Source organism: Pseudoflavonifractor sp. 524-17 (genome assembly GCF_009935845.1).
Classification (GTDB): Bacteria; Bacillota; Clostridia; order Oscillospirales; family Oscillospiraceae; genus Pseudoflavonifractor_A.
Genome location: NZ_QWEK01000014.1, coordinates 41236 through 61501, shown reverse-complemented (window position 1 = coordinate 61501; position 20266 = coordinate 41236). Strand labels below are relative to the sequence as shown.

The following is a 20266-nucleotide window of genomic DNA, read 5'->3' as shown; positions in this document are numbered from 1 at the left end:
AATGCTAGATTTCTTGATGATTTCAACGCGCATCGGTAAACGCGGCGTCATTGAGATCTATCCCAAGTTTATCATCAAGAAAAGCAGCGACCTCATGATTAGAGGCGGCGATTTCTATGCGATCTGGATTGAGGAACGGGGATTATGGTCGACTGATGAACAGGACGCGGTTGACCTGATCGACCGTGAACTGGACCGGTACGCGGAAAAGAACTGCAAGCGCCTCGACGAAAACTATCGCGTCATGCATATGTGGGATGCGGAGAGCGGCATGATTGACACTTGGCATAAATACTGTCAAAAGCAGATGAAAGACCAGTTCCATATGCTTGACGAAAATCTGATATTTTCCAACACCAAGACGGGAAAGAGGGACTATGCCAGCAAAACGCTGGCGTATCCTCTGGAGCAAGGGGATACGCCGGCGTGGGACAGGCTTGTATCGACTTTATATTCTCCAGAGGAGATGCACAAAATCGAATGGGCCATTGGTTCTATCGTGACAGGCGAGTCCAAAAGGATTCAGAAATTTATGGTGTTCTATGGCGCGGTTGGCACTGGAAAAAGCACAATCATTGAAATCGTCCAGCAGCTCTTTGATGGATATTACACTAGCTTCGACGCCAAAACCCTGGGTTCTTCCAGCAATGCGTTCGCGCTGGAGGCATTTCGCTCAAACCCACTTGTGGCGATCCAGCACGACGGTGACCTCTCCCGCATTGAGGACAACACCCGCATCAATAGCCTGGTGTCCCATGAACTGATGACCGTAAATGAGAAGTTTCGTTCGGCCTATTCCAACCGGTTTAAAGCGTTCCTTATCATGGGTACCAATAAGCCTGTAAAGATCACAGACGGCAAGTCGGGACTGATTCGCAGGCTGATCGATGTTTCTCCCACGGGGAACAAACTTCCGCCTGATGAATATCAGACCCTCATCAAGCAGATCCAGTTTGAACTTGGCGCCATCGCTTATCGTTGCCGGGAAGTATATTTGAATAACCCGGGCTACTACGACAGTTACATTCCCATCGCTATGCTAGGGGCCTCTAACGATTTTTACAATTTTATCATCGACTCCTACCATGTGTTCAAGCGGGAAGATGGTACTAGTTTGAAAGCAGCGTGGGAGATGTATAAGACCTATTGTGATGAGGCAAAGGTGCCCTATCCGCTGACAAAAATGGTGTTCAAGGAAGAGCTCAAGAACTATTTCCGGGAGTATAGCAATCGGTTCAACTTGACGGACGGAGGCCGTGTCAGAAGCTACTACAGCGGTTTTCGGACGGAGAAGTTTGAGGAACAGGTCCCAGAAGAGAAAACGGAACCGGTGCCCAGCAGACGCATCCGATTCGATGCCGCGGAGTCTATTTTCGATCAGGAGTGCGCCGCCTGTCCGGCCCAGTATGCCACATCAAAAGAGACACCGGCCCAGAAATGGGAGAAGGTTTCTCAAAACCTCTCACAGCTTGATACCAAACGGCTCCACTATGTCAAACTTCCAGAGAACCACATCGTCATCGACTTTGATATTCCGGACGAGCAGGGGAGTAAGTCCTTTGAACGGAATTTGGCCGAGGCGAGTAAATGGCCGGCGACCTATGCGGAAGTAAGCAAAAGCGGGTGCGGCATTCATCTGCACTACATCTACACCGGTGACCCGGCGAGGCTCAGTCGTATCTACGATGACCATATCGAGGTAAAGGTCTTCACTGGCAAAAGCTCGCTGCGCCGGAAACTGACCAAATGCAATAACCTGCCTATTGCTACGATAAGCTCTGGGTTACCGTTGAAAGGAGAAAACAGCGTGGTAAACACCAAAGTGGTTCAAAGCGAGAAAGGGCTTAGGGTGCAAATCAAGCGAAATCTCAACAAAGAGATTCACCCGGCAACTAAGCCTAGTATCGACTTCATCCACAAAATTTTGACGGATGCGTATGAGAGCGGCATGACTTATGACGTGACCGACATGCGCAACGCCGTCCTGGCCTTTGCAGCCAACAGTACCAACCAGGCCGACTACTGCATTAAGCTGGTGAACAAGATGCCGTTCAAGTCTGCCGACAATGCCCCCGCCGCTAATAATGACGAGGCAGACCTTGTCTTCTATGATGTAGAGATCTTTCCGAACCTTTTCTTGGTGAACTGGAAGTTTGCTGGCGGCAAAACAGTGGTTCGGATGATTAACCCCACGCCTCAGGAGATCGAGGGCCTGATGAAATTCAGGCTCGTCGGGTTTAATTGCCGGCGGTATGACAACCATCTTCTCTACGCCCGCCTGATGGGCTACACTAACGAGCAGCTCTACAACCTCTCGCAAAAGATCATTGGCAATGAGAAAAAGGTAAAAAGCAATAACTGCTTCTTTGGTGAGGCCTATAACGTCTCTTATACGGATGTTTACGACTTCTGCTCCAAGAAGCAGAGCCTGAAGAAATGGGAGATTGAGCTGGGTATTCATCACCAGGAGCTGGGGCTTCCCTGGGATCAGCCCGTTCCTGAGAGTATGTGGCAGAAAGTCGCGGAATACTGCGACAACGATGTCATCGCCACCGAGGCGGTCTTCAACGCCCGCAAAGCGGACTTCGTCGCTCGTGAGATTCTGGCGGACGTGGCCGGTATGACGGTCAACGACACCACCAACACTCTGACTGCTCACATCATCTTTGGCGGCAACAAGCGCCCACAGGACGCGTTTCGCTATCGTGACATGGGTGATGTGAGCCAGATCGAAGAACTTCCGTTTACGATGGGGGATTCCAAGTACGATCAGTATACAGCATTTGACAAAAAAGGGCGGCCCGTCTTCCCGGGCTACAAGTTTGAAAATGGAAAATCCATCTACCGTGGTGAGGAAGTCGGCGAGGGCGGTTATGTTTATGCGGAGCCTGGCATGTATGGAAACATCGCCTTGCTGGACATCGCTTCCATGCACCCCTCCAGCATCATTGCCGAGGAGCTGTTTGGTCCGGAATACACCAAGCGATTCCAGGAAATCCGTGACGCCCGTGTCGCCATCAAACATAAGGAGTTCGACAGAGCTCGTAAGATGCTGAATGGCGCATTGGCCAAGTACCTGACGGACGAAAGTGCTGCGGATGCCTTGGCCCAGGCTCTGAAAATCGCCATCAATTCTGTCTACGGCCTGACATCGGCCGGCTTCGAAAACCCGTTTCGGGACAACAGAAACAAAGACAATATCGTCGCCAAGCGCGGAGCCCTGTTTATGGTCAACCTCAAGCATGAGGTCCAGAAACGGGGCTTTACGGTTGCCCACATCAAGACGGACTCCATCAAGATTCCGGATGCCACGCCGGAAATCATCCGGTTCGTCATGGAGTACGGCAAGATATACGGTTATATTTTCGAGCATGAGGCCACCTATGACCGTATGTGCCTGGTCAACAACGCTGTGTACATTGCCAAGTACGCGACAGTCGAACACTGCGTCAAGTTGTACGGGGAGGCGTATGTCAACAGCAGTAAGGGCATCCTTAAGGATTGCAAAAAACATGGAGGGCAATGGACGGCAACCGGCGCCCAGTTTCAGATCCCCTATGTGTTTAAGAAGCTCTTTACTCACGAGGAGATCACCTTCGCCGACATGTGTGAGACCAAGTCCGTTACGGGCGCTCTGTATCTGGACATGAATGAGAATTTGCCGGATGTGACCTCATATGAAAAGGAGCACGCAGCCCTTTGGAAAGACATCTGCAATACGTCACTTCCGCATAATTCGGAAATGGAACAAAAATGTGCAAGAGCTGAAGAGTTAACCGAGCTCATTACAAAAGGCCACGACTACGTCTTCATCGGAAAGGTGGGGCAATTCTGTCCCATTAAGGATGGCTGTGGCGGTGGGCTCTTATGTCGGGAGTCTGAGGATAAGAAAACCGGCTGGAAGAAATATGACGCCGCAGCTGGGACAAAGGGGTATCGTTGGCTGGAGTCCGAGATGGTCAAGCAGCTCGGCAAAGAGGGCGACATCAACCGGGTTTACTACGACGCCCTCGTGGACGCTGTGGCCACTGATATTTCCAAGTTCGGCGATTTCGAGTGGTTTGTGTCTGATGACCCATATGTCAAGAACGACACGCCTCCCTGGTATGGTCCGGACGAACCCCATGGCGAGGGCCCCACGCCGTTTGATGTGAGGTGAGGCAGATGACGATTGCATTGATAATTGCGATTGTAAACGCTTTTGCCGCATTGTCGGCTTATATCACAAATCGCCATGTCTTGTGTGGCTTCCACATCACTATGGTCATTGTGTTCATCCTCTCGGCAATGGCTTGCGAGGGGAAAATTCTAAATCGCGTCAAAAAACTGGAAGAGGAAATTGAAAACTTGAAAAGGGGATAACGACTATGGTTCGCAAATTGGACAACCTCAGCATTGAGAATGCTCGTATCATCTTCCGGAACTTTTCCGGACGTGAAAGCAAGTACAACCGGGCTGGTGACCGCAACTTCTGCGTTATCATTGAGGACGCTGTGATGGCGCAGAAGCTGACCGATGACGGTTGGAACGTTCGCGTCCGTCCGCCCCGGGATGAGAATGACTTCCCCCTGTACTACATCCAGGTGGCGGTCCGGTTCGACAACTTCCCGCCCAACGTCTATATGCTCACCAGGCGGGCCAAGACTAGGCTGGACGAGGAATCCATCGGAACCCTGGACTTCGCCGAGATCCGCAATGTGGATCTTATTATCAATCCCAGCAACTGGGAGGTCAATGGTAAGTCCGGCGTTAAGGCCTACCTCAAGGTCATGTACGTCACCATCGAGGAAGACGAGTTCGCAGAGAAGTATGCCAGCGAGGAGTATCCGCAGGAGTAACGGGCCGTGGGGCGCTGGTTAGGAGGTAGCCGGCGCCCTTGCGTTTTTGAAAGGAGAATATATCGTTGTGCCTATTTGGAGGAAAAAGAAGTCGGAGAAGAAAACCAAACCTAAGCAAGCACCGCCCCCGGTTCCGGCAAAACCGAAGTTTGGGCCGAAACCTTTTGTTCCACCCCAAATTCCTGAATACTTTATTCCAACTGTTATGCCGAAACGTCCTCTGGAGAAGAAAGTCGCGCCCAAAAGGCAGTCAACCGACATCGAGAATGAGTTCCTAAAAACATTCAAGTCGCTTACTTACCGGCATCGCGGCTGGGATATTTGGAATGACTTTGTTGTCATGGCTGCCTGTGCTTTGTCTAATCCGGTGGATAAGGCACATTACGAAAAGCGGGAAGCTCGCTACCTCCGCATCATCAAAAAGTACAATAAAGAGGAACAGGACAAATTTCCCACTCTGTTTGCGCATACGGTCATGGCGTTGGAGTTTAACTCCGAGCAAGACTTCCTTGGCCGGCTTTATACTCAGCTTGGACTTCAAGATGAGGGACGCAAACAACATTTCACCCCCTATAGCGTTTGCCAGCTCATGGCCGACATTGCCATGGGTGATGTAGTTCAACAAGTCAAAGAGAATGGTTATATCACGCTCAATGACCCTTGTTGTGGTGCTGGCGCAACACTGATTGCCGGTGTGAACTGCGCTAAAAGAAGACTCGAAGAAGCCTGCATGAATTTCCAGAACCACATTTTAGTGTCCGGTCAGGACATCGACGAGACAGTAGCGCTCATGTGCTACATCCAACTGTCATTACTCGGTGTTGCGGCCTATATTAAGGTCGGAAACTCCCTCACTGAGCCTATGGCAACCAGCGATTCGCTCGAAAATTACTGGTTTACACCTATGTATTTTTCGGACGTTTGGGTCATGCGGCGAGCTATTCACCAGATGGATAGATTACTTCAGAAAGGAGAAGAGCCGGAATGATTGCACTTGTTTTATTGTACGGGATTGGAACCCAGTTGAGCGCTCCTACCTGGTACTTTGTACTCTTGGGTGTGTGTGGAATTATCAAGTTGATTGAGTTTGCCATTAAGGCGTTCAACTTGGGCCGGGAGTCCAAATGAGCATTACCCTTTTCGACCACCAGCAAAAAGCCCTCGCAAAAATGCACAATGGCTGTATCCTCTGTGGCGGGGTCGGTTCGGGTAAATCTCGGACTGGCCTCGCTTACTATTACCAGCAGCAGGGCGGAAATCTCGATGAAGCTGACAGCATCATGAAAAAGCCGAGAGACCTCTATATCATCACCACCGCGAGAAAACGAGATACCTGCGAGTGGGGAGAGGAGCTGGCACCGTTTCTGCTGTCGGTGCATTCAGAGGCCAACTACTACAAAAACACGGTGGTCGTAGACTCATGGAACAACATCGGCAAGTATAAGGGCATTAAAGACGCATTCTTTATATTCGATGAGCAGCGTGTTGTCGGATATGGTGCCTGGACAAAAGCATTCCTGAAAATCGCCAAGTCCAACAAATGGATACTGCTCTCGGCTACCCCGGGGGATACCTGGCAGGACTACATCCCCGTCTTTATCGCCAACGGGTTCTATCGCAACAAGACCGACTTCATCGACCAGCATGTTATCTATGACTGGCGGTCCAAGTATCCAAAGGTTGACCGCTATCTTAACACCGGCCGACTCATCCGACTCCGTAACCGTATTCTGGTGGAGATGAATTTCGAGCGCCACACGACGTCCAACCATCTGGACATTCCAGTCAGCTACAATATCTCGAATTACAAAGACATCACACGAAAACGCTGGAACATCTGGGAGGACCGGCCCATCGAAACCGCCGCTGAGTTGTGCTATTCACTTCGGAAAATTGTCAACTCCGATGAGTCCCGCAGCGTCGCAATTCTGGAGCTCATGGAAGACCATCCCAAGGTCATTATCTTCTACAACTTCGACTATGAACTGGATATTCTCAAATCTCTTGGTTATCCGGAAGGAACTGAAGTCGCTGAGTGGAACGGCCACAAGCACCAGGAAATTCCCAGCGGAGATAAATGGGTCTATCTCGTTCAGTACACCGCCGGGTGTGAGGGCTGGAATTGCATTACCACAGATACCATTATATTTTACTCTCAAAACTATTCCTACAAAGTTATGGTGCAGGCGGCCGGAAGAATCGACCGTTTGACAACACCGTATAGCAACCTTTACTACTACCATCTCAAGAGCTTTTCCGGTATCGACTTGGCTATCAGCAAGTCTCTCAAAGCAAAGAAGAACTTCAACGAGGGCAAGTTTGTTGGGTGGTCTACAAAACCCATACCTAAGATTACGTCGTTGCCGGAAGTCGCATAATTGAAAGGAGGACCTTATGGACTTGAAACAATTTTGTATTAACAACGGCATACCTACTGAGAAACTCGGCCCTATCGGTGAGGTGAGTGATGGCTTCCATACCTTTAACTCTCTCTATCACCAGCGGTTGATCCTCTTCGCCTCTTTGGTCAATACCTTCTCAGGCGCGGCATGGAAGTCTCACAAGCATTCGGACGGCGAGGTTCCGTTCGGCGGCGGGTGGTTTATCGTTGGTATCACCACACCTAAGGGAGCCTACGCCTATCACTATGAAGATAAGGACTGGGACCTCTTCCGCTGCCAGGAGGTCGAGAAGGCCCCTGAGTGGGACGGTCACACCGACAGGGATGTGGAGCGTCTCCTCTCTTTGAACGACGAACCCGTTGACTGGGCTGGCCGTGAGGTAACGCTGGCCTGCATCAGCGAAAAAGAGGGCGTTGAAAAACCGGAGGATGCTGGCTATGGCATCGCCTGCTACGAGAGTGCGCTGAGAGCCTACCGCTGTCTGTCACGGGATGGTCATTCTGGCTTCAGCATCCAGATCACGAAGAGCATCCTCAACCGTCTCATCGACGGTAAATGCCTGACGCCCATCGAAGACACCCCCGATGTTTGGGAGGATGTATCGGAGACTTTTTCCAAGGACGATCCCGTCAAGCATTATCAATGCAAACGCTTGCGTTCTCTGTTCAAAGAAATCGCTCCGGACGGCACCGTGACCTATAGCGATACCAACCGGGTTCAGGTGGTCAACGTGGACGAACCCGATATTGCCTACACTAACGGCTTTACCACCCGCCTCATTGACAAGCTGGCGCCTATTACCATGCCCTACTTCCCCGCCGACAGGAAATTCAAGGTGGTTCGAGAGGAGCTACTAACCGATCCCAAGAACGGCGATTTCGATACTGTGGCCTATCTCTACGTCATCACACCCGAGGGTAAGAAAGTGGAGCTCAACGGCTACTTTAAGGACGGCGAGAACGGCATGGTTCGCATCGACAAGGCTGAGTACGACAAGCGTAAGGCCAGGAAAATGGAGAAGAAATGATTAACAGGCCAAAGCATTCTCTGGAATATGCAGAGATACGTCGGAAGGCAGAGCACTGGCCGGACTGGAAGAAAGAGACATACAACTGCAATTTTGCGGTAGGAGTACATACCAAGAAGCTGAAATTGGAGGAAGTAATCGTGAAAACATCTGATACACTCCTGGTCGGGTTTGACCACGCCCATGGCGACATTGCTGTTCTCATTATTGGCCGCAAGGATGCCGGCGAGAAAGTCCAAATCATTAACCAGCTCCAAGGTGAGGAGGCCGAGGAGCTGTATAAGAAGCTGACTGAGAAGGAGGTTTCGGACGATGGCCAATCTTAACTTAACTGTCGAGCACCCAACCAGGCTTTGTGTCGTCCACGATGAAGTTGGATATTTCCATATGTGGGAGTATTACTCAAAGCCTATTCCTGCAAGTCCTCTTGTCGGCGGAGAACCTGCCGGAGTATTCAGTAAAGTGTTCGGAATCGTAGAGTTCAAATATGGCATCCAGAGGGTAGATCCAACCGAAATTGTCTTCCGGGACGAGACTACTGATATTCTCTACCAAATTGATAAGGATGAGGACACAAGGAAGCGGATTATCAAAGGTCCGTCTGCGAAAGGAGAACATCATGATCCTGATTGAGAAAACCAAAATCGTGGGCCTGGAGCCCGCTATCCGTGGAATGCGGAACCCGATGAACAGTTGGTACAAGTCCGATAGCGGCTTATGCGATATTATCGGAGATAACTATGGAGATGTTCTGCCCTCTGACTTCCGAGTTGGCGAGGCCGACTATGACCTCATGCTGCGGCTGGCTAAGGCCGGCTCGGTGGACGGAAAGTTCCGCCGGATGATTGCGGTATATGTAGATATCACAGCCCCGCTCTACTGGTGGAAGGAGTTCGACACCTATAAGGTGGGTACGGTCGCCAACTCCTGCTCTACCATGCACAAGATCCACGCCAAGGAGTTTACGCTGGAGGACTTCTCCTATGAACATCTGGTGAAGCGTTCTCTTGGAAAACTCACAGAGAAAATTGAAGAACTGAACTTCTGGCGTGATATTTATCTGAACGGTGGCCTTGTTGATAACGAGGATGGAACTGCTTGGGTATTTGAGTCTAATAACAAGGATGCCTGGTGGCAGATGATTCAGCTACTTCCCTCCAGCTACAACCAGAAGCGGACTGTCATGCTGAACTATGAAGTTCTGGCCAACATCTACCAGCACCGGCGCAACCACAAGCTGGACGAGTGGCGGGAGGTATGCCGCTGGATTGAGAGCCTGCCTTACAGCGAGATCATTACCTGCAACGTGGAGAGCCACCATGATTAAGCGGCCATCGAAGAAGGAGGCAAACAAATGTACGGAGGGGTAAAAGAAACTCGCTGCACCAACTGCGAGCATCGAAAAGTCTGTTCTTTCAAGGAACAATTCCTGAATGCTCAGAAAGCAGTCGATGCGGTTTCGGTTTCTATCGGGGACAAGAGCGTCAAATATCTCCGCGACTTCGACTGGATTAAAAGAGTGGATCTGGAATGCGTACACTTTGTTCCTACGAAATCCATGTTGCATGAGACCTGAGCTGATTGACACCTACCTTCCAAACATAGTATGATGGACTAAAACAAGCAGAAACCATTGGCCGTGCGCAAAAAATGCGGTTCTTATTGTGGAAGGAGGTTGTTAAGGCTATGGCTGAACGCGACAATTTACGCCTTCTGGATGGAGGTGATTCTGTAGGCATGACAGATAACCAGTACAAGGGTATGCTCCTCGACCAGTTGGAAGACTGGCAGGAAATCCTTGACCTGGCAATCGAGGCCGCGAATACCGAGATTCAGAAGAAGGCGGAGAAGCAGCTCGCAAAGATCAACGAGAAGCTGAAATTCTAATCTCAGGCCAAAGAGGAGAGCTTACGGAAACGTGGGCTCTTCTCTTTTATATTTTAAGACGGATAAAACCCCGGCAACTAACCAGAAGAGCAGCCTCTAAACTAAGAAAAAGGAGGGCCACAAATGACCAAAATGGAAAAAATCATCGTCTCGGCCTACACTGGTGTCTTGATGTGCGATTTTTCCGATCTCCACGAGTACATTGAAAAAAAACTTGGGCATCCAGTGTGGACGCATGAGCTGGCTTCTAAGGAAGTATGGGCGGAAATCAAAGAAAAAACTAAGGCCGATTTCATGACAATCTGTCAGACCGATTCCGATAATTTGATAAGTCGGTCTGCTCTTTTGAAAGAAATTGGCGACCCTGATGATGGAATGACCTGGCCGACAAAACACGGGTTTATTGATTTAGTCAAGAGGGCCCCTGCGATGACCTGATTGACACATCCTCCCCCAACGTGATATTATGAACCAAGTGAAGTAGTAACCGTCAGCCTGCGCAGAAAACGCAGCCCCTATTATGGAAAGGAGGACACTTTACGATGGAACATGGTTCTAATATCATCGAAGAGGAGGCGACGGAAATGATGAATGTGGTCGAAGTGGCAAGAATGACCGAATGTCTCAAAGCCTTGGGCTTGAGCGATGCGGAAATTCTCGTCGTTCAGAACTACATCGCAACCGGCGTTGGCTTGCCGACCAAGGAGCCGACCGGCGTAAACAAGACCAACTAACCAGCAAAGGGAGAGCTTACGGAAACGTGGGCTCTTCTCTTTTTATATTTTAAGACGGACAAAACCCCGGCAGCCAGCCAGCCAGTGGTTCCAACCAAATAGGAGGTAGACTACACAATGTCTTGTAGATACAAAGACCAGTGCCCTAACTACAGCGCTCAGTGCAAAAGCCCCATGCAGGATTTTTCTTGCTGCGTGTCTTTTCTCGTCGCAGCATATGAAAATGAAAAGAGGCGTATGACGCCAAATGAGTACCAACGCTTAGCGATGCGGACGTGCAATATTCCCCATGAGCAGAAGCAGGACATGCTTATGCACTCGGTTCTAGGACTTGCCTCTGAGGCCGGGGAAGTAGCCGGTATATTCCAGAAGAAATATCAAGGACACAAAATTGATCCTGAACATTTGGAGAAAGAGATTGGCGACTGTCTATGGATGATTGCGGAGGCATGTACTGCGTTGGGCTGGAAGATGGAAACTGTTATGCAGACCAACATCGAAAAACTCAAAGCGCGTTATCCAAACGGATTTGAACCGGAACGGAGCCTGTATCGCAGGGCGGGGGATGACTAAATTAAACTAATTGACACCTGCCAGTTTTACATGGTATGATGATCAAAAAGAAGCAGTAACGATCGGCTATGTGCATAAAATTCAACGCCTATTATGGAAAGGGGGATACTTTACGGTGGAACAAGGTTCTAATATCATCGAAGAGGAGGCGACGGAAGAGATGACCATTACTGAGGTCACGAGAATGAACGATTGGCTCAAAGCCATGGGCATGAGCGATAAGGACATTCTCGCCTGCCAAAGTTACATCGCAACCGGCGTCGGCTTACCGACAAGAGAGCCGGCCGCGAAAGAATCCGACTAACCGGCAAAGGGGAGAGCCTGCGGAAACGTGGGCTCTTCTCTTTTTATATTCTTTTTTTTAGGAGGAAATGATGGACTGCAATAATTGTGTTTGTCTTTTGTGCTGCCGGTACGCACAAGACAAAGAGCACCGCGAAAAAATTCGTGCCGGCAAAATTAGCTGCTGCGACTATTATCCGCGGCCCGACCACGCCCTGGAAAAGGCCATCAAAGCTGTGTCTGAAATGGACGTCCAGTCGGGTATTCCTCAGAGTGTCTATGTCATCGAGGAGTGCTCCGAGCTTATCAAAGAGCTCATGAAGAAGCAAAGGGGGAAGAGTTCCGAAAAGGACATCCTCGCGGAAGCTTGTGATGTGTTGACAACCACGTTTGTCATGCTCACCCAATATGGAGTTTCAAGAGACTATGTGAAAGCCCAAATCCTCTATAAATGCAACAGGGCGCTCGAACGGTATCGCAAAACCGGGGAAGTTTAAGGAGGGCGTCACCATGAATGAAAAAGTTGTCAAGCATAAGGCCATCTGCGATGAATTGAACGCCTTGTATGCTCGCAAGAACCATGACTACGGCGACAGCTTCCACCAGACCTTTGTTGAAGAGGGCATGGCGATGCCGCGCATCCGCCTGGGGGACAAGTTCAGCCGCTTCAAGACCCTGACTCAGTCTGGCGGCCAGCAGGTTACGGATGAGTCCATTCGGGACACGCTGATGGACCTGGCTAACTACGCCATCATGACCATTCTGGAGATGGAGCATGAAGAATATGTCACCCTGTGCGCCAACGGCGAATCCTACATATCTTTGAAGAAGGAGTGAAAGCCCCGATGTTCAAACCGGAACTGATCCGCAATAAGCTCTACGCTCTCCTGCTCATCGCCTGCACGCTGCCGGTCATGTTCTTGGAGGGCGATGCTACGGCCACGATCTTCATCGCAATGATCGCTGTACCGATGTTCTTCGCAAAGGAAAACTGGATTCTTGGAGGTTGCCATGAGAGTCAAGAAAGCGGGCGGAAGGATATTCGGAGGCGCAATGTCCGCTGCCGAGAAAAAAGCTGTGAACTTAGAAATACAGCGCCAGCTTGCCGAGTACGACCAAAAGCATCTGGCCGAAATCGACGCCATGATTCTGTGGGTGTTGCACGACCAGTTTGGGTTCGGTCCCAAAAGGCTGAGGAAATTTTATGACAGCTTCCGGGTCTGCATCGATGAGCTGGTCAAGCGGTATGAGATGGATGCCGGAGATGACGTCTGGCTCTGTACCAAGATGCTGAAGCAAGTCGGGGTGGATGTCGAGCAGTGGCATAAGGAAACGGGGTGATTAACTTTTGGCCGCAAATGCCAGAAAAAACTCGGAGGGTTATTCCGATCCGACTGTTTATGCAGCCATGAGGAACATCGCCCGAGATGAAGCGCGTTTTCTGAAGCTACGCAAGGTCATTCTGAATATCTGTGACGTGGCGGGTTTCGAGATTCGTGGTCCTATCGTTTTAGTGGATAAGAAAAGTGGAAAGGTCTGGAGGTGAGAGGGTAGACATTAGGGCCGGTTAATGGTATAGTTGCTATAAAAACCGATTACAGGAGATATCGATATGGTTAGAGCAATCAAAGAATTCAAAGGGGAGTACTTTTTCCTCAGTAATTTTTATATTGCGCCTGTTATTTATCAGGGTATTCGATTTGAAAATAATGAAGCCGCTTTCCAGGCGGCAAAATGTCCTGAAAGAATGCAGGAGTTCCGTGATTTGGACCCAAGAAGCGCAAAAAGACTTGGTCAGAAAGTAAATCTTCGGCCTGACTGGGGGACCATAAAGTATGATGTAATGTATCAAGTCTGTAAAGAGAAGTTTTCTCAAAATCCCGATTTGCTTAGCAAACTCCTTCAGACTGGTGATGCAGAACTGATTGAGGGAAATACCTGGGGAGATAGAGTATGGGGAGTCTGCCACGGTGTCGGAGAGAATCATCTTGGGAAGATTCTGATGCAAGTCCGGCGTGAACTGATGATGACGAGTTGAAAAATATGCTTGTGTCCGGTATAATAGCCATGGAGGTGTATAAGAATGATTGTATATCATGGCTCGACAAGCATTATCGATCTACCTATCCTTGGAAAGGGAAAAACTACAAATGATTACGGGCGAGGTTTTTATTGTACGGAAAACCCTGAGCTTGCCAAGGAATGGGCCTGTGCCAAGGGTTCGGATGGATTTGCAAACATTTATCAACTTGATCTTTCTGGACTCAGAGTTCTTGATCTAAACTCAGAGGAGTATGGAATTTTGACATGGCTCGCCATTTTAGCTAGATATCGTTCTTATTGGGAAAACGGAAGTATATCAAAAGAGGCAAAGGATTACTTGAAAAGAAATTTCTTTGTTTCGCCAGAGAAGTATGATATCGTTCGTGGATATCGAGCCGACGATTCCTATTTTACCTTTGCGAAAAATTTCGTAAGCAATGGAATCTCTTTGGAACAGCTGAAAAAGGCGATGTACCTTGGTGCTCTTGGTGAACAAATTGTGCTGAAGAGCGAAAAGGCTTTTAAGCAAATAGCATACACTGGTAATCTCCCTGCACAATCAAAGCGATATACTAAACAAGCCAAAGAACGTGATAAGGAGGCCAGAAAAATATACCAGGAATTATCAAAAGATGCGACCTACAGCACAGGTATCTTTATGATCGATATTATTAGGGAGGGAATGACTGCAAGTGACCCGCGCCTACAGTAAACTATATCTTGATTCGGCGCAAGATGTTTTAGGACATGCGTTTGATTGGGTGTCCAACACTTGTAATGAGGATATTGCATCATTTTGCGCTCTATTTGCCAAATCTAGAGTTGCTTTAATGTTTGAATCTGGCTACCCTAAATATGTGGCTGGATGCAACGGAGCAGAGTTGGTGAACTTCGTCCTTGAGGACTTATGTCTTCCGGAATATGAATATCCCCATGAATTCTATGCTCAAAAATCACCGGAGTATTGGGCTGGTTGGGTGCTTGCGTATTTTCAATGGAAGAGTAGCATTTCCTTTATGCGAATATTGAAGAAGATTTCAGTTGAACGGATTTTAGCCCTATATCCAGTTGGTCATGAGCAAGATGTCAGGAATGTCGCAGATATTTTTGAAGAATGGATGAATTCCACTTGATAAAGGGCGCAATTTTGGCCCGGTTCTATCTTAGGTTAGATAGAACTGGGCCGCTTTTATGTCTGAAAGTTAGGAAAATTTGTGGCCACTTTTACTGTCCGAAAGTGGGCTTTGGCCAGTTTGTTTTGGCCACTTACTTGAAATTGAGGCGTTTTTGGAGAGTGTACGGATGTTTTTGGCCAAAAAAAGTGGGCTTTTGGCCAGTTTTATTTTAAAATTGGCCAGCCCGAAACCCTTGCGCCACAACGGCTTGCTGGGTTTGTGGCCACTTTCCCACTTTTTTCTTTATTTAATACGAAGAAAAAAGTAATAATTATATATAATTAGCGAAAAAAAGTGGGCTTTTGGCCAGAGAGGCATTTTTAGCAAAAATTTACGGCTCCGCGAGATCTGCTCTTTCTTTTCTTTTGCAAATGTGGTATACTCGAAATACAAGGCTCAAGGAAAGTTTTCGGCAAGGGTACCCTTGCCGTGTGGATTGGGATCAATCCACAAACTCTTTTGGTGATCTATAAGTTTAAAAGGTGGTGCTGAAATGGACGAAAACACTTTCGGCGTAGTTCCATGCAATGCTCCTGTCGATGTTTCTGAAGCAAATGGGTTTCGTAAACTAGAACTTGCCCCAGATCAACAGATGCAAGTTGGAGCTTTGTTGCAACACTTGCCGTCCGTAGCAGCTGCTGATGTTATGACACAGTTTTATACAATTAGCTTTCCCAAAGGTATCTCTGGAAAGCTGATGGAATTGAAGCGCGGCGGATTCACCACCACAATTATTGGTGAGAACAGCCAGATTGCTGGAACAGCTTCGCTTCAATCTCTTGCGCCTCAGGCTATGGTCTTGGGCTGTTTTACAGCAATGTCTATTGCGTCAAGCCAATATTTTCTCAAGCAGCTTCATGATGAAATGAAAATGATGCGGATGGGCATAGATAAAATATTGGAATTTCTGTATGGGGATAAGAAAGCGGAACTGATGGCCGAAGCAAATTTTGTAAAATATGCCTATCGTAATTTTAGTTCTATCATGACGCATGAACATCAGCGAGCTGCGATGATTGGGAGTCTCCATAATTCAAAGAAGATTGCTATGAAAGACATTGAGTTCTATATGAGAGATTTGGACTCGACTATCGGGATTAAGGACGGAAAAGACATCAGCGGCTTAGTGGAAAAAGCGTTTCAAATTAGAGAGAGCCTTGAATTTTCCATACAACTTTACGGTATGAGCAGTTTGCTCGAAGTGTACTATGCACAGAACCACGATGATGAATATCTTAAGTATGTCGAAAATGATATTTCAATCTACATTGATAAATGTGAAAAGCGAATGTTAAGCAGCTTCTCTGCACTTAAGGTTTTGGTTGATAGTGCGAAAGGACCACTATTTAAGAAATTAGACAAAACGGTTATTGAGAAACAAATCAATGATTTAATGGAGTTGCTAAACCGTGGAGAAGAGTCGGAACTAAGAAGGTCATTACGAACAGCTCTAAATGCATCAATACAAAAGGCTGAGTACTACATGACGGCCGATGGGGCTATATACTTAAAAATAGCTTAATAGAGTTTTAATCTGCCGAGATGCTTAATAGTATCTCGGCTTTTTTTGCGCGTTTGACCAAATAGAAAGCGGAGAAATAAGGAAAGATTACGGAAACTGTTACATAACATTCAGAAAAGTTGGGAGTTTGTTAAACTCTTTTTTCTTCCGCGAAAAAAACAGCCTCTTTTATGGAGAGGAGAGAGATGTGTCGCACATTTTCTATTCTTTCTATTATCTTTATCAGGAAAGGAAGGAAGGGAGGCTGTTTCGTGGCCAGAAGTAACAAGCTGGAGAGCGGATTTCAGGACAGGCTCATTGAAACCCTGAAGAAGCTCTTTCCCGGCTGTATGGTTTTCAAGATGGATCGGATTCAGGGCATCCCCGATCTGCTCGTTCTCTACGGAAAGAAATGGGCCTCCCTGGAATGCAAGAGGTCTGCAAAGGCCAAGAGGCAGCCGAACCAAGAATACTATGTTGGGAAGATGGACGAGATGTCTTTCTCCAGGTTCATCTCTCCTGAAAATCAAAAGGAGGTATTGGATGAACTTCAACAGGCATTCAAACCTTGAGGGACAGCACGCATTTCTTGGTGCAAGTAAGTACCATTGGATCAACTACAGCGAGGAAAAGGTAGCAGATGCCTACGCAAAATTTCTGGCAACACAAAAGGGCACTATGCTCCATGCGTTTGCCGCTCAGTGTATCACCCTCGGACAAAAACTGCCCAAATCTCACAAGACACTCAACATGTATGTGAACGACGCTATCGGCTTCAAAATGACGCCGGAACAAATCCTTTACTACTCGCCAAACTGTTTTGGAACCACGGACGCGATATCCTTCCGAAACAATATGCTTCGTATCCATGATTTAAAGACCGGCGAGACAGCCACTCACATGGAGCAGCTAATGGTCTATGCTGCTCTGTTCTGTCTAGAGTATCATATCAAACCTAGTGAAATTGAGATGGAACTCCGCATTTATCAGAACGATCAAGTCCTGTTTCACAATCCAACGGTTGCCGATATTCTTCCTATCATGGATAAGATTGTCACATTTGACAGAGTTATAAACAAAGTCAAAGACCAGGAGGAGTAAGCCATGAATCCCATTCAGGAAGATATTCTGATTCACTACGGTGTTAAGCGGCGTTCTGGGCGTTATCCCTGGGGCTCTGGCGAGAATCCTTACCAGCATGGCGGTGACTTCCTCAGCCGTGTGGAAGAGCTCCAGAGACTTGGTAAGAGCGAGAAGGAAATTGCCCAGGAAATTGGTCTCTCTACCACCGACTTGCGTATGCAGGTTCGCGTCGCTAAGCATGAGCGCAGAGCTCTCCAAGCTGACCGGGCCAGGTCGCTGCGGGATGATGGGAAGACCCTTGATGAGATCGCGTCCATCATGGGATTCAAGAACGACTCCTCTGTTCGGGCCCTGCTGAATGAGAGCACTGCCGAAAACAAAAACAAGGCTCGTGCTACGGCTGAAATTCTAAAGAAAGAACTTGCTGAGAAAGGGGCATTGGATGTGGGAACCGGTGTTGAGCGCACACTCGGCGTATCGACTGGTGTTCTACAAGAGGCTCTTTTTATTCTGGAAACAGAAGGCTACAACCGTTATGGTGTCGGTGTTCCGCAAGTCACGGATCCGAAGAAGAGGACCATTACACCCGTCATCTCCGTTCCTGAAATTGACCAGAGGGAGGTCTACCAGAACCTTGACTTGGTGAAGTCCATCGGTGAGTACCATTCGGCTGATGGCGGAGACTCCTGGGACAAGCGAGAGTATCCAGCCAGCATTGATTCCAGTCGGGTGAAGATCCTCTATGGCGACGAGGGAGGAACACTGAAAGATGGCGTCATTGAGATTCGGCGCGGCGTGGCCGACCTGGATCTGGGCGACTCCCACTACGCTCAGGTCCGTATCCTTGTTGACGGGACCCACTACCTCAAGGGTATGGCGATGTACTCCGATGAGATGCCTGACGGCGCTGACATCGTGTTCAACACCAACAAGCGGTCTGGAACTCCGAAGATGGATGTCATGAAGCCAATCCAGGATGACCCGGATAATCCGTTTGGCGCACTTATTAAAGCGAATGGGCAGAGCCACTACATCGATGCGGATGGAACGGAAAGGCTGTCGGCGATCAACAAGTTAAAAGAAGAGGGCGACTGGGATAAGATGAGCAAAAACTTGTCTTCCCAGTTTCTTTCTAAGCAGCCGATTCAGCTCATTCGGAAGCAGTTAGACTTGACCTATGCGGATGCCGCCGATGAGTTCGCTGAGATCTGCGCCCTGACTAACCCGACCGTTAAACGAAAGCTGCTGTTGGACTTCGCCGATGAGTGTGATTCCGCCGCCGTACATCTGAAAGCTGCCGCTCTCCCCAGACAGAGCACCCAGGTTATTCTTCCACTCAACGCGATGAAAGAGACTGAGATCTTTGCCCCTAACTATCGAGATGGCGAGCAGGTCGCTTTGGTTCGCTATCCCCATGGCGGCACGTTTGAGATTCCTGTTCTTACCGTCAACAACAAGAACCCCTCAGCAATCTCTATTCTTGGCAAGAACATTCGCGATGCCGTGGGAATCAATCCCAAGGTTGCGGAACGGTTGTCCGGTGCGGACTTCGACGGCGACCAAGTCGTTGTCATTCCTACTGGTAGAGGGGTGAAGATTCAATCAACTCCCGCCCTGAAAGATTTGGAGGGCTTCGACCCAAAGACACAGTACTCCACTGAGGGAAAGACTGGAGTCCGGCTACTCTCCAAAGGCGCCGCTACACAGCGTCAGATGGGGGAGATTTCAAACCTTATCACCGACATGACCCTGAAGGGGGCTCCCGAGAGCGAGATTGCCAGAGCGGTCAAACACAGTATGGTGGTCATTGACGCGGCCAAGCACAAGCTGGACTACCGGCAGTCAGAAAAGGATAACGGTATCCCCGAGCTTCGCAAACGTTACCAAGGGTATACCGGTGAGGATGGGAAGGAACGGGGTGGGGCCTCCACGCTGCTGTCCCGTAGAAAGCAGACCATTGACGTGCCGGAACGGCGGGGGAGCGGTGTGATTGACCCTGTTACCGGCAAGGTAATCTATAAGGAGTCTGGCAGAACCTATATTGACCCAGAAAGCGGAAAAACGGTCAAGGCCACCACCAAGGTCAACCGCATTGAGATGCTGGATGATGTCCGTAAACTGTCCTCTGGTACACTTCAGGAAGAGGCCTATGCGGAACATGCCAATCGAATGAAGGGCTTAGCCAATCAGGCAAGGCGTGAGTACAAAGCAACGCCCACGTTGAAGCGTTCTGCCAGCGCCGCCAAAGCCTTTGAACCTGAGGTAACCCGGCTTACATCGGCGCTTCGTGTGGCTCAGCTGAATGCGCCTCGTGAGCGTGAGGCACAACGGATTGCCAACGCCCGTGTCAAGATAAAAGTGCAGGACAACAACATCACCGACAAAGACGAAATCGCCAAGATTCGCCGTGCTGCCATCAATGACGCAAGAGCTGCCACCGGCGCAAGCGGCAAACGAACTCGTATTACCATCAGCGACGGCGAGTGGACAGCCATTCAAGCAGGCGCGATTTCTGACACAACATTAAGCGAGATTCTACGTTATGCGGAGCCAAAAACGGTCAGAGAGCGCGCCACACCAAGAGCAACGACACAGTTGTCACAAGCTCGTATCAACCGCATCAAGGCTTTGGCAAACTCTGGTCACACAAATGCGGAGATCGCTGAGACTTTAGGAATTTCGACTTCTGCCGTTTCAAAGTATCTGAATGAGTGAAGGGAA

The 20266-nt window shown here is 48.8% G+C and carries 25 protein-coding genes; all 25 read left to right on the top strand.

The features are described from left to right. Window position 1: 1 nt before the first annotated feature. The 25 genes from D1159_RS05890 (at window position 2) to D1159_RS05770 (ending at window position 20260) form a co-directional block, all read left to right on the top strand. On the top strand, window positions 2–4159 hold the full coding sequence (locus tag D1159_RS05890) for a DUF5906 domain-containing protein (RefSeq protein WP_161844747.1): 4158 nt from the start codon (window positions 2–4) through the stop codon (window positions 4157–4159). Window positions 4160–4164: 5 nt separating this feature from the next. Further along, window positions 4165–4362 carry a hypothetical protein gene (locus D1159_RS05885; protein ID WP_161844746.1) on the top strand — a complete coding sequence of 66 codons (198 nt, stop codon included), beginning with the start codon at window positions 4165–4167 and terminating at the stop codon, window positions 4360–4362. Window positions 4363–4367: 5 nt separating this feature from the next. Continuing rightward, on the top strand, window positions 4368–4838 hold the full coding sequence (locus tag D1159_RS05880) for a hypothetical protein (protein ID WP_161844745.1): 471 nt from the start codon (window positions 4368–4370) through the stop codon (window positions 4836–4838). Between the two features lie 67 nt (window positions 4839–4905). Further along, window positions 4906–5826, top strand: a complete 921-nt coding sequence (locus D1159_RS20180) for an N-6 DNA methylase (protein WP_347563640.1) — start codon at window positions 4906–4908, stop codon at window positions 5824–5826. Window positions 5827–5962: 136 nt separating this feature from the next. Next, a complete protein-coding gene (locus D1159_RS05870) occupies window positions 5963–7216 on the top strand; it encodes a hypothetical protein (RefSeq protein WP_161844744.1) in 1254 nt (417 codons plus the stop codon). 82 nt (window positions 7217–7298) lie between these two features. Beyond that, window positions 7299–8267 (top strand): hypothetical protein, encoded by a 969-nt coding sequence (locus D1159_RS05865; protein ID WP_243152136.1) that lies wholly within the window; start codon window positions 7299–7301, stop codon window positions 8265–8267. Continuing rightward, complete coding sequence (locus D1159_RS19535) at window positions 8264–8593, top strand: hypothetical protein (RefSeq protein ID WP_243152135.1); 330 nt, start codon at window positions 8264–8266, stop codon at window positions 8591–8593. The genes D1159_RS05865 and D1159_RS19535 overlap by 4 nt, the downstream gene beginning before the upstream one ends. Continuing rightward, window positions 8580–8900 carry a hypothetical protein gene (locus D1159_RS05855; RefSeq protein ID WP_161844743.1) on the top strand — a complete coding sequence of 107 codons (321 nt, stop codon included), beginning with the start codon at window positions 8580–8582 and terminating at the stop codon, window positions 8898–8900. Before D1159_RS19535 ends, D1159_RS05855 begins: the two co-directional genes overlap by 14 nt. Then, a complete protein-coding gene (locus tag D1159_RS05850) occupies window positions 8887–9594 on the top strand; it encodes a hypothetical protein (RefSeq protein WP_161844742.1) in 708 nt (235 codons plus the stop codon). The genes D1159_RS05855 and D1159_RS05850 overlap by 14 nt, the downstream gene beginning before the upstream one ends. 27 nt (window positions 9595–9621) lie before the next feature. Next, on the top strand, window positions 9622–9843 hold the full coding sequence (locus D1159_RS05845) for a hypothetical protein (RefSeq protein WP_161844741.1): 222 nt from the start codon (window positions 9622–9624) through the stop codon (window positions 9841–9843). 110 nt (window positions 9844–9953) lie between these two features. Continuing rightward, window positions 9954–10154 carry a hypothetical protein gene (locus D1159_RS05840; protein WP_161844740.1) on the top strand — a complete coding sequence of 67 codons (201 nt, stop codon included), beginning with the start codon at window positions 9954–9956 and terminating at the stop codon, window positions 10152–10154. Window positions 10155–10277: 123 nt separating this feature from the next. Further along, window positions 10278–10592: a hypothetical protein gene (locus D1159_RS19135; protein WP_202620953.1), complete on the top strand. Its 315-nt coding sequence runs from the start codon at window positions 10278–10280 to the stop codon at window positions 10590–10592. Window positions 10593–10696: 104 nt separating this feature from the next. Next, a complete protein-coding gene (locus D1159_RS05830) occupies window positions 10697–10888 on the top strand; it encodes a hypothetical protein (RefSeq protein WP_161844739.1) in 192 nt (63 codons plus the stop codon). A gap of 117 nt (window positions 10889–11005) precedes the next feature. Continuing rightward, window positions 11006–11461, top strand: a complete 456-nt coding sequence (locus D1159_RS05825; RefSeq protein ID WP_243152134.1) for a nucleoside triphosphate pyrophosphohydrolase family protein — start codon at window positions 11006–11008, stop codon at window positions 11459–11461. Between the two features lie 115 nt (window positions 11462–11576). After that, the gene (locus tag D1159_RS05820) at window positions 11577–11765 is read left to right on the top strand and encodes a hypothetical protein (protein ID WP_161844738.1); all 189 of its coding nucleotides are present in this window, start codon (window positions 11577–11579) and stop codon (window positions 11763–11765) included. 67 nt (window positions 11766–11832) lie between these two features. After that, window positions 11833–12240: a hypothetical protein gene (locus D1159_RS05815; RefSeq protein WP_161844737.1), complete on the top strand. Its 408-nt coding sequence runs from the start codon at window positions 11833–11835 to the stop codon at window positions 12238–12240. A gap of 13 nt (window positions 12241–12253) precedes the next feature. After that, a complete protein-coding gene (locus tag D1159_RS05810) occupies window positions 12254–12580 on the top strand; it encodes a DUF1599 domain-containing protein (protein ID WP_161844736.1) in 327 nt (108 codons plus the stop codon). 240 nt (window positions 12581–12820) lie between these two features. Then, on the top strand, window positions 12821–13084 hold the full coding sequence (locus tag D1159_RS05805; protein ID WP_347563639.1) for a hypothetical protein: 264 nt from the start codon (window positions 12821–12823) through the stop codon (window positions 13082–13084). 271 nt (window positions 13085–13355) lie between these two features. After that, window positions 13356–13781 (top strand): NADAR family protein, encoded by a 426-nt coding sequence (locus D1159_RS05800; protein WP_161844734.1) that lies wholly within the window; start codon window positions 13356–13358, stop codon window positions 13779–13781. Between the two features lie 45 nt (window positions 13782–13826). Continuing rightward, a complete protein-coding gene (locus D1159_RS05795; protein ID WP_202620952.1) occupies window positions 13827–14498 on the top strand; it encodes a DUF3990 domain-containing protein in 672 nt (223 codons plus the stop codon). Next, on the top strand, window positions 14479–14919 hold the full coding sequence (locus D1159_RS05790) for a transcriptional regulator (RefSeq protein WP_161844733.1): 441 nt from the start codon (window positions 14479–14481) through the stop codon (window positions 14917–14919). The genes D1159_RS05795 and D1159_RS05790 overlap by 20 nt, the downstream gene beginning before the upstream one ends. 535 nt (window positions 14920–15454) lie before the next feature. Beyond that, window positions 15455–16483: a hypothetical protein gene (locus D1159_RS05785; protein WP_161844732.1), complete on the top strand. Its 1029-nt coding sequence runs from the start codon at window positions 15455–15457 to the stop codon at window positions 16481–16483. 251 nt (window positions 16484–16734) lie between these two features. Continuing rightward, window positions 16735–17034: a hypothetical protein gene (locus D1159_RS05780; protein WP_347563638.1), complete on the top strand. Its 300-nt coding sequence runs from the start codon at window positions 16735–16737 to the stop codon at window positions 17032–17034. Continuing rightward, window positions 17006–17563 (top strand): DUF2800 domain-containing protein, encoded by a 558-nt coding sequence (locus tag D1159_RS05775; RefSeq protein ID WP_161844731.1) that lies wholly within the window; start codon window positions 17006–17008, stop codon window positions 17561–17563. Before D1159_RS05780 ends, D1159_RS05775 begins: the two co-directional genes overlap by 29 nt. Window positions 17564–17566: 3 nt before the next feature. Beyond that, window positions 17567–20260, top strand: a complete 2694-nt coding sequence (locus D1159_RS05770; RefSeq protein WP_161844730.1) for a winged helix-turn-helix transcriptional regulator — start codon at window positions 17567–17569, stop codon at window positions 20258–20260. Window positions 20261–20266: the final 6 nt, after the last annotated feature.

Coding starts and splice junctions, on each gene's coding strand:
- D1159_RS05890 (WP_161844747.1), top strand. CDS start 2: ATGCTAGATTTCTTGATGATTTCAACGCGCATCGGTAAACGCGGCGTC.
- D1159_RS05885 (WP_161844746.1), top strand. CDS start 4,165: ATGACGATTGCATTGATAATTGCGATTGTAAACGCTTTTGCCGCATTG.
- D1159_RS05880 (WP_161844745.1), top strand. CDS start 4,368: ATGGTTCGCAAATTGGACAACCTCAGCATTGAGAATGCTCGTATCATC.
- D1159_RS05870 (WP_161844744.1), top strand. CDS start 5,963: ATGAGCATTACCCTTTTCGACCACCAGCAAAAAGCCCTCGCAAAAATG.
- D1159_RS19535 (WP_243152135.1), top strand. CDS start 8,264: ATGATTAACAGGCCAAAGCATTCTCTGGAATATGCAGAGATACGTCGG.
- D1159_RS05855 (WP_161844743.1), top strand. CDS start 8,580: ATGGCCAATCTTAACTTAACTGTCGAGCACCCAACCAGGCTTTGTGTC.
- D1159_RS05850 (WP_161844742.1), top strand. CDS start 8,887: ATGATCCTGATTGAGAAAACCAAAATCGTGGGCCTGGAGCCCGCTATC.
- D1159_RS05845 (WP_161844741.1), top strand. CDS start 9,622: ATGTACGGAGGGGTAAAAGAAACTCGCTGCACCAACTGCGAGCATCGA.
- D1159_RS05840 (WP_161844740.1), top strand. CDS start 9,954: ATGGCTGAACGCGACAATTTACGCCTTCTGGATGGAGGTGATTCTGTA.
- D1159_RS19135 (WP_202620953.1), top strand. CDS start 10,278: ATGACCAAAATGGAAAAAATCATCGTCTCGGCCTACACTGGTGTCTTG.
- D1159_RS05830 (WP_161844739.1), top strand. CDS start 10,697: ATGGAACATGGTTCTAATATCATCGAAGAGGAGGCGACGGAAATGATG.
- D1159_RS05825 (WP_243152134.1), top strand. CDS start 11,006: ATGTCTTGTAGATACAAAGACCAGTGCCCTAACTACAGCGCTCAGTGC.
- D1159_RS05815 (WP_161844737.1), top strand. CDS start 11,833: ATGATGGACTGCAATAATTGTGTTTGTCTTTTGTGCTGCCGGTACGCA.
- D1159_RS05810 (WP_161844736.1), top strand. CDS start 12,254: ATGAATGAAAAAGTTGTCAAGCATAAGGCCATCTGCGATGAATTGAAC.
- D1159_RS05800 (WP_161844734.1), top strand. CDS start 13,356: ATGGTTAGAGCAATCAAAGAATTCAAAGGGGAGTACTTTTTCCTCAGT.
- D1159_RS05795 (WP_202620952.1), top strand. CDS start 13,827: ATGATTGTATATCATGGCTCGACAAGCATTATCGATCTACCTATCCTT.
- D1159_RS05785 (WP_161844732.1), top strand. CDS start 15,455: ATGGACGAAAACACTTTCGGCGTAGTTCCATGCAATGCTCCTGTCGAT.
- D1159_RS05775 (WP_161844731.1), top strand. CDS start 17,006: ATGAACTTCAACAGGCATTCAAACCTTGAGGGACAGCACGCATTTCTT.
- D1159_RS05770 (WP_161844730.1), top strand. CDS start 17,567: ATGAATCCCATTCAGGAAGATATTCTGATTCACTACGGTGTTAAGCGG.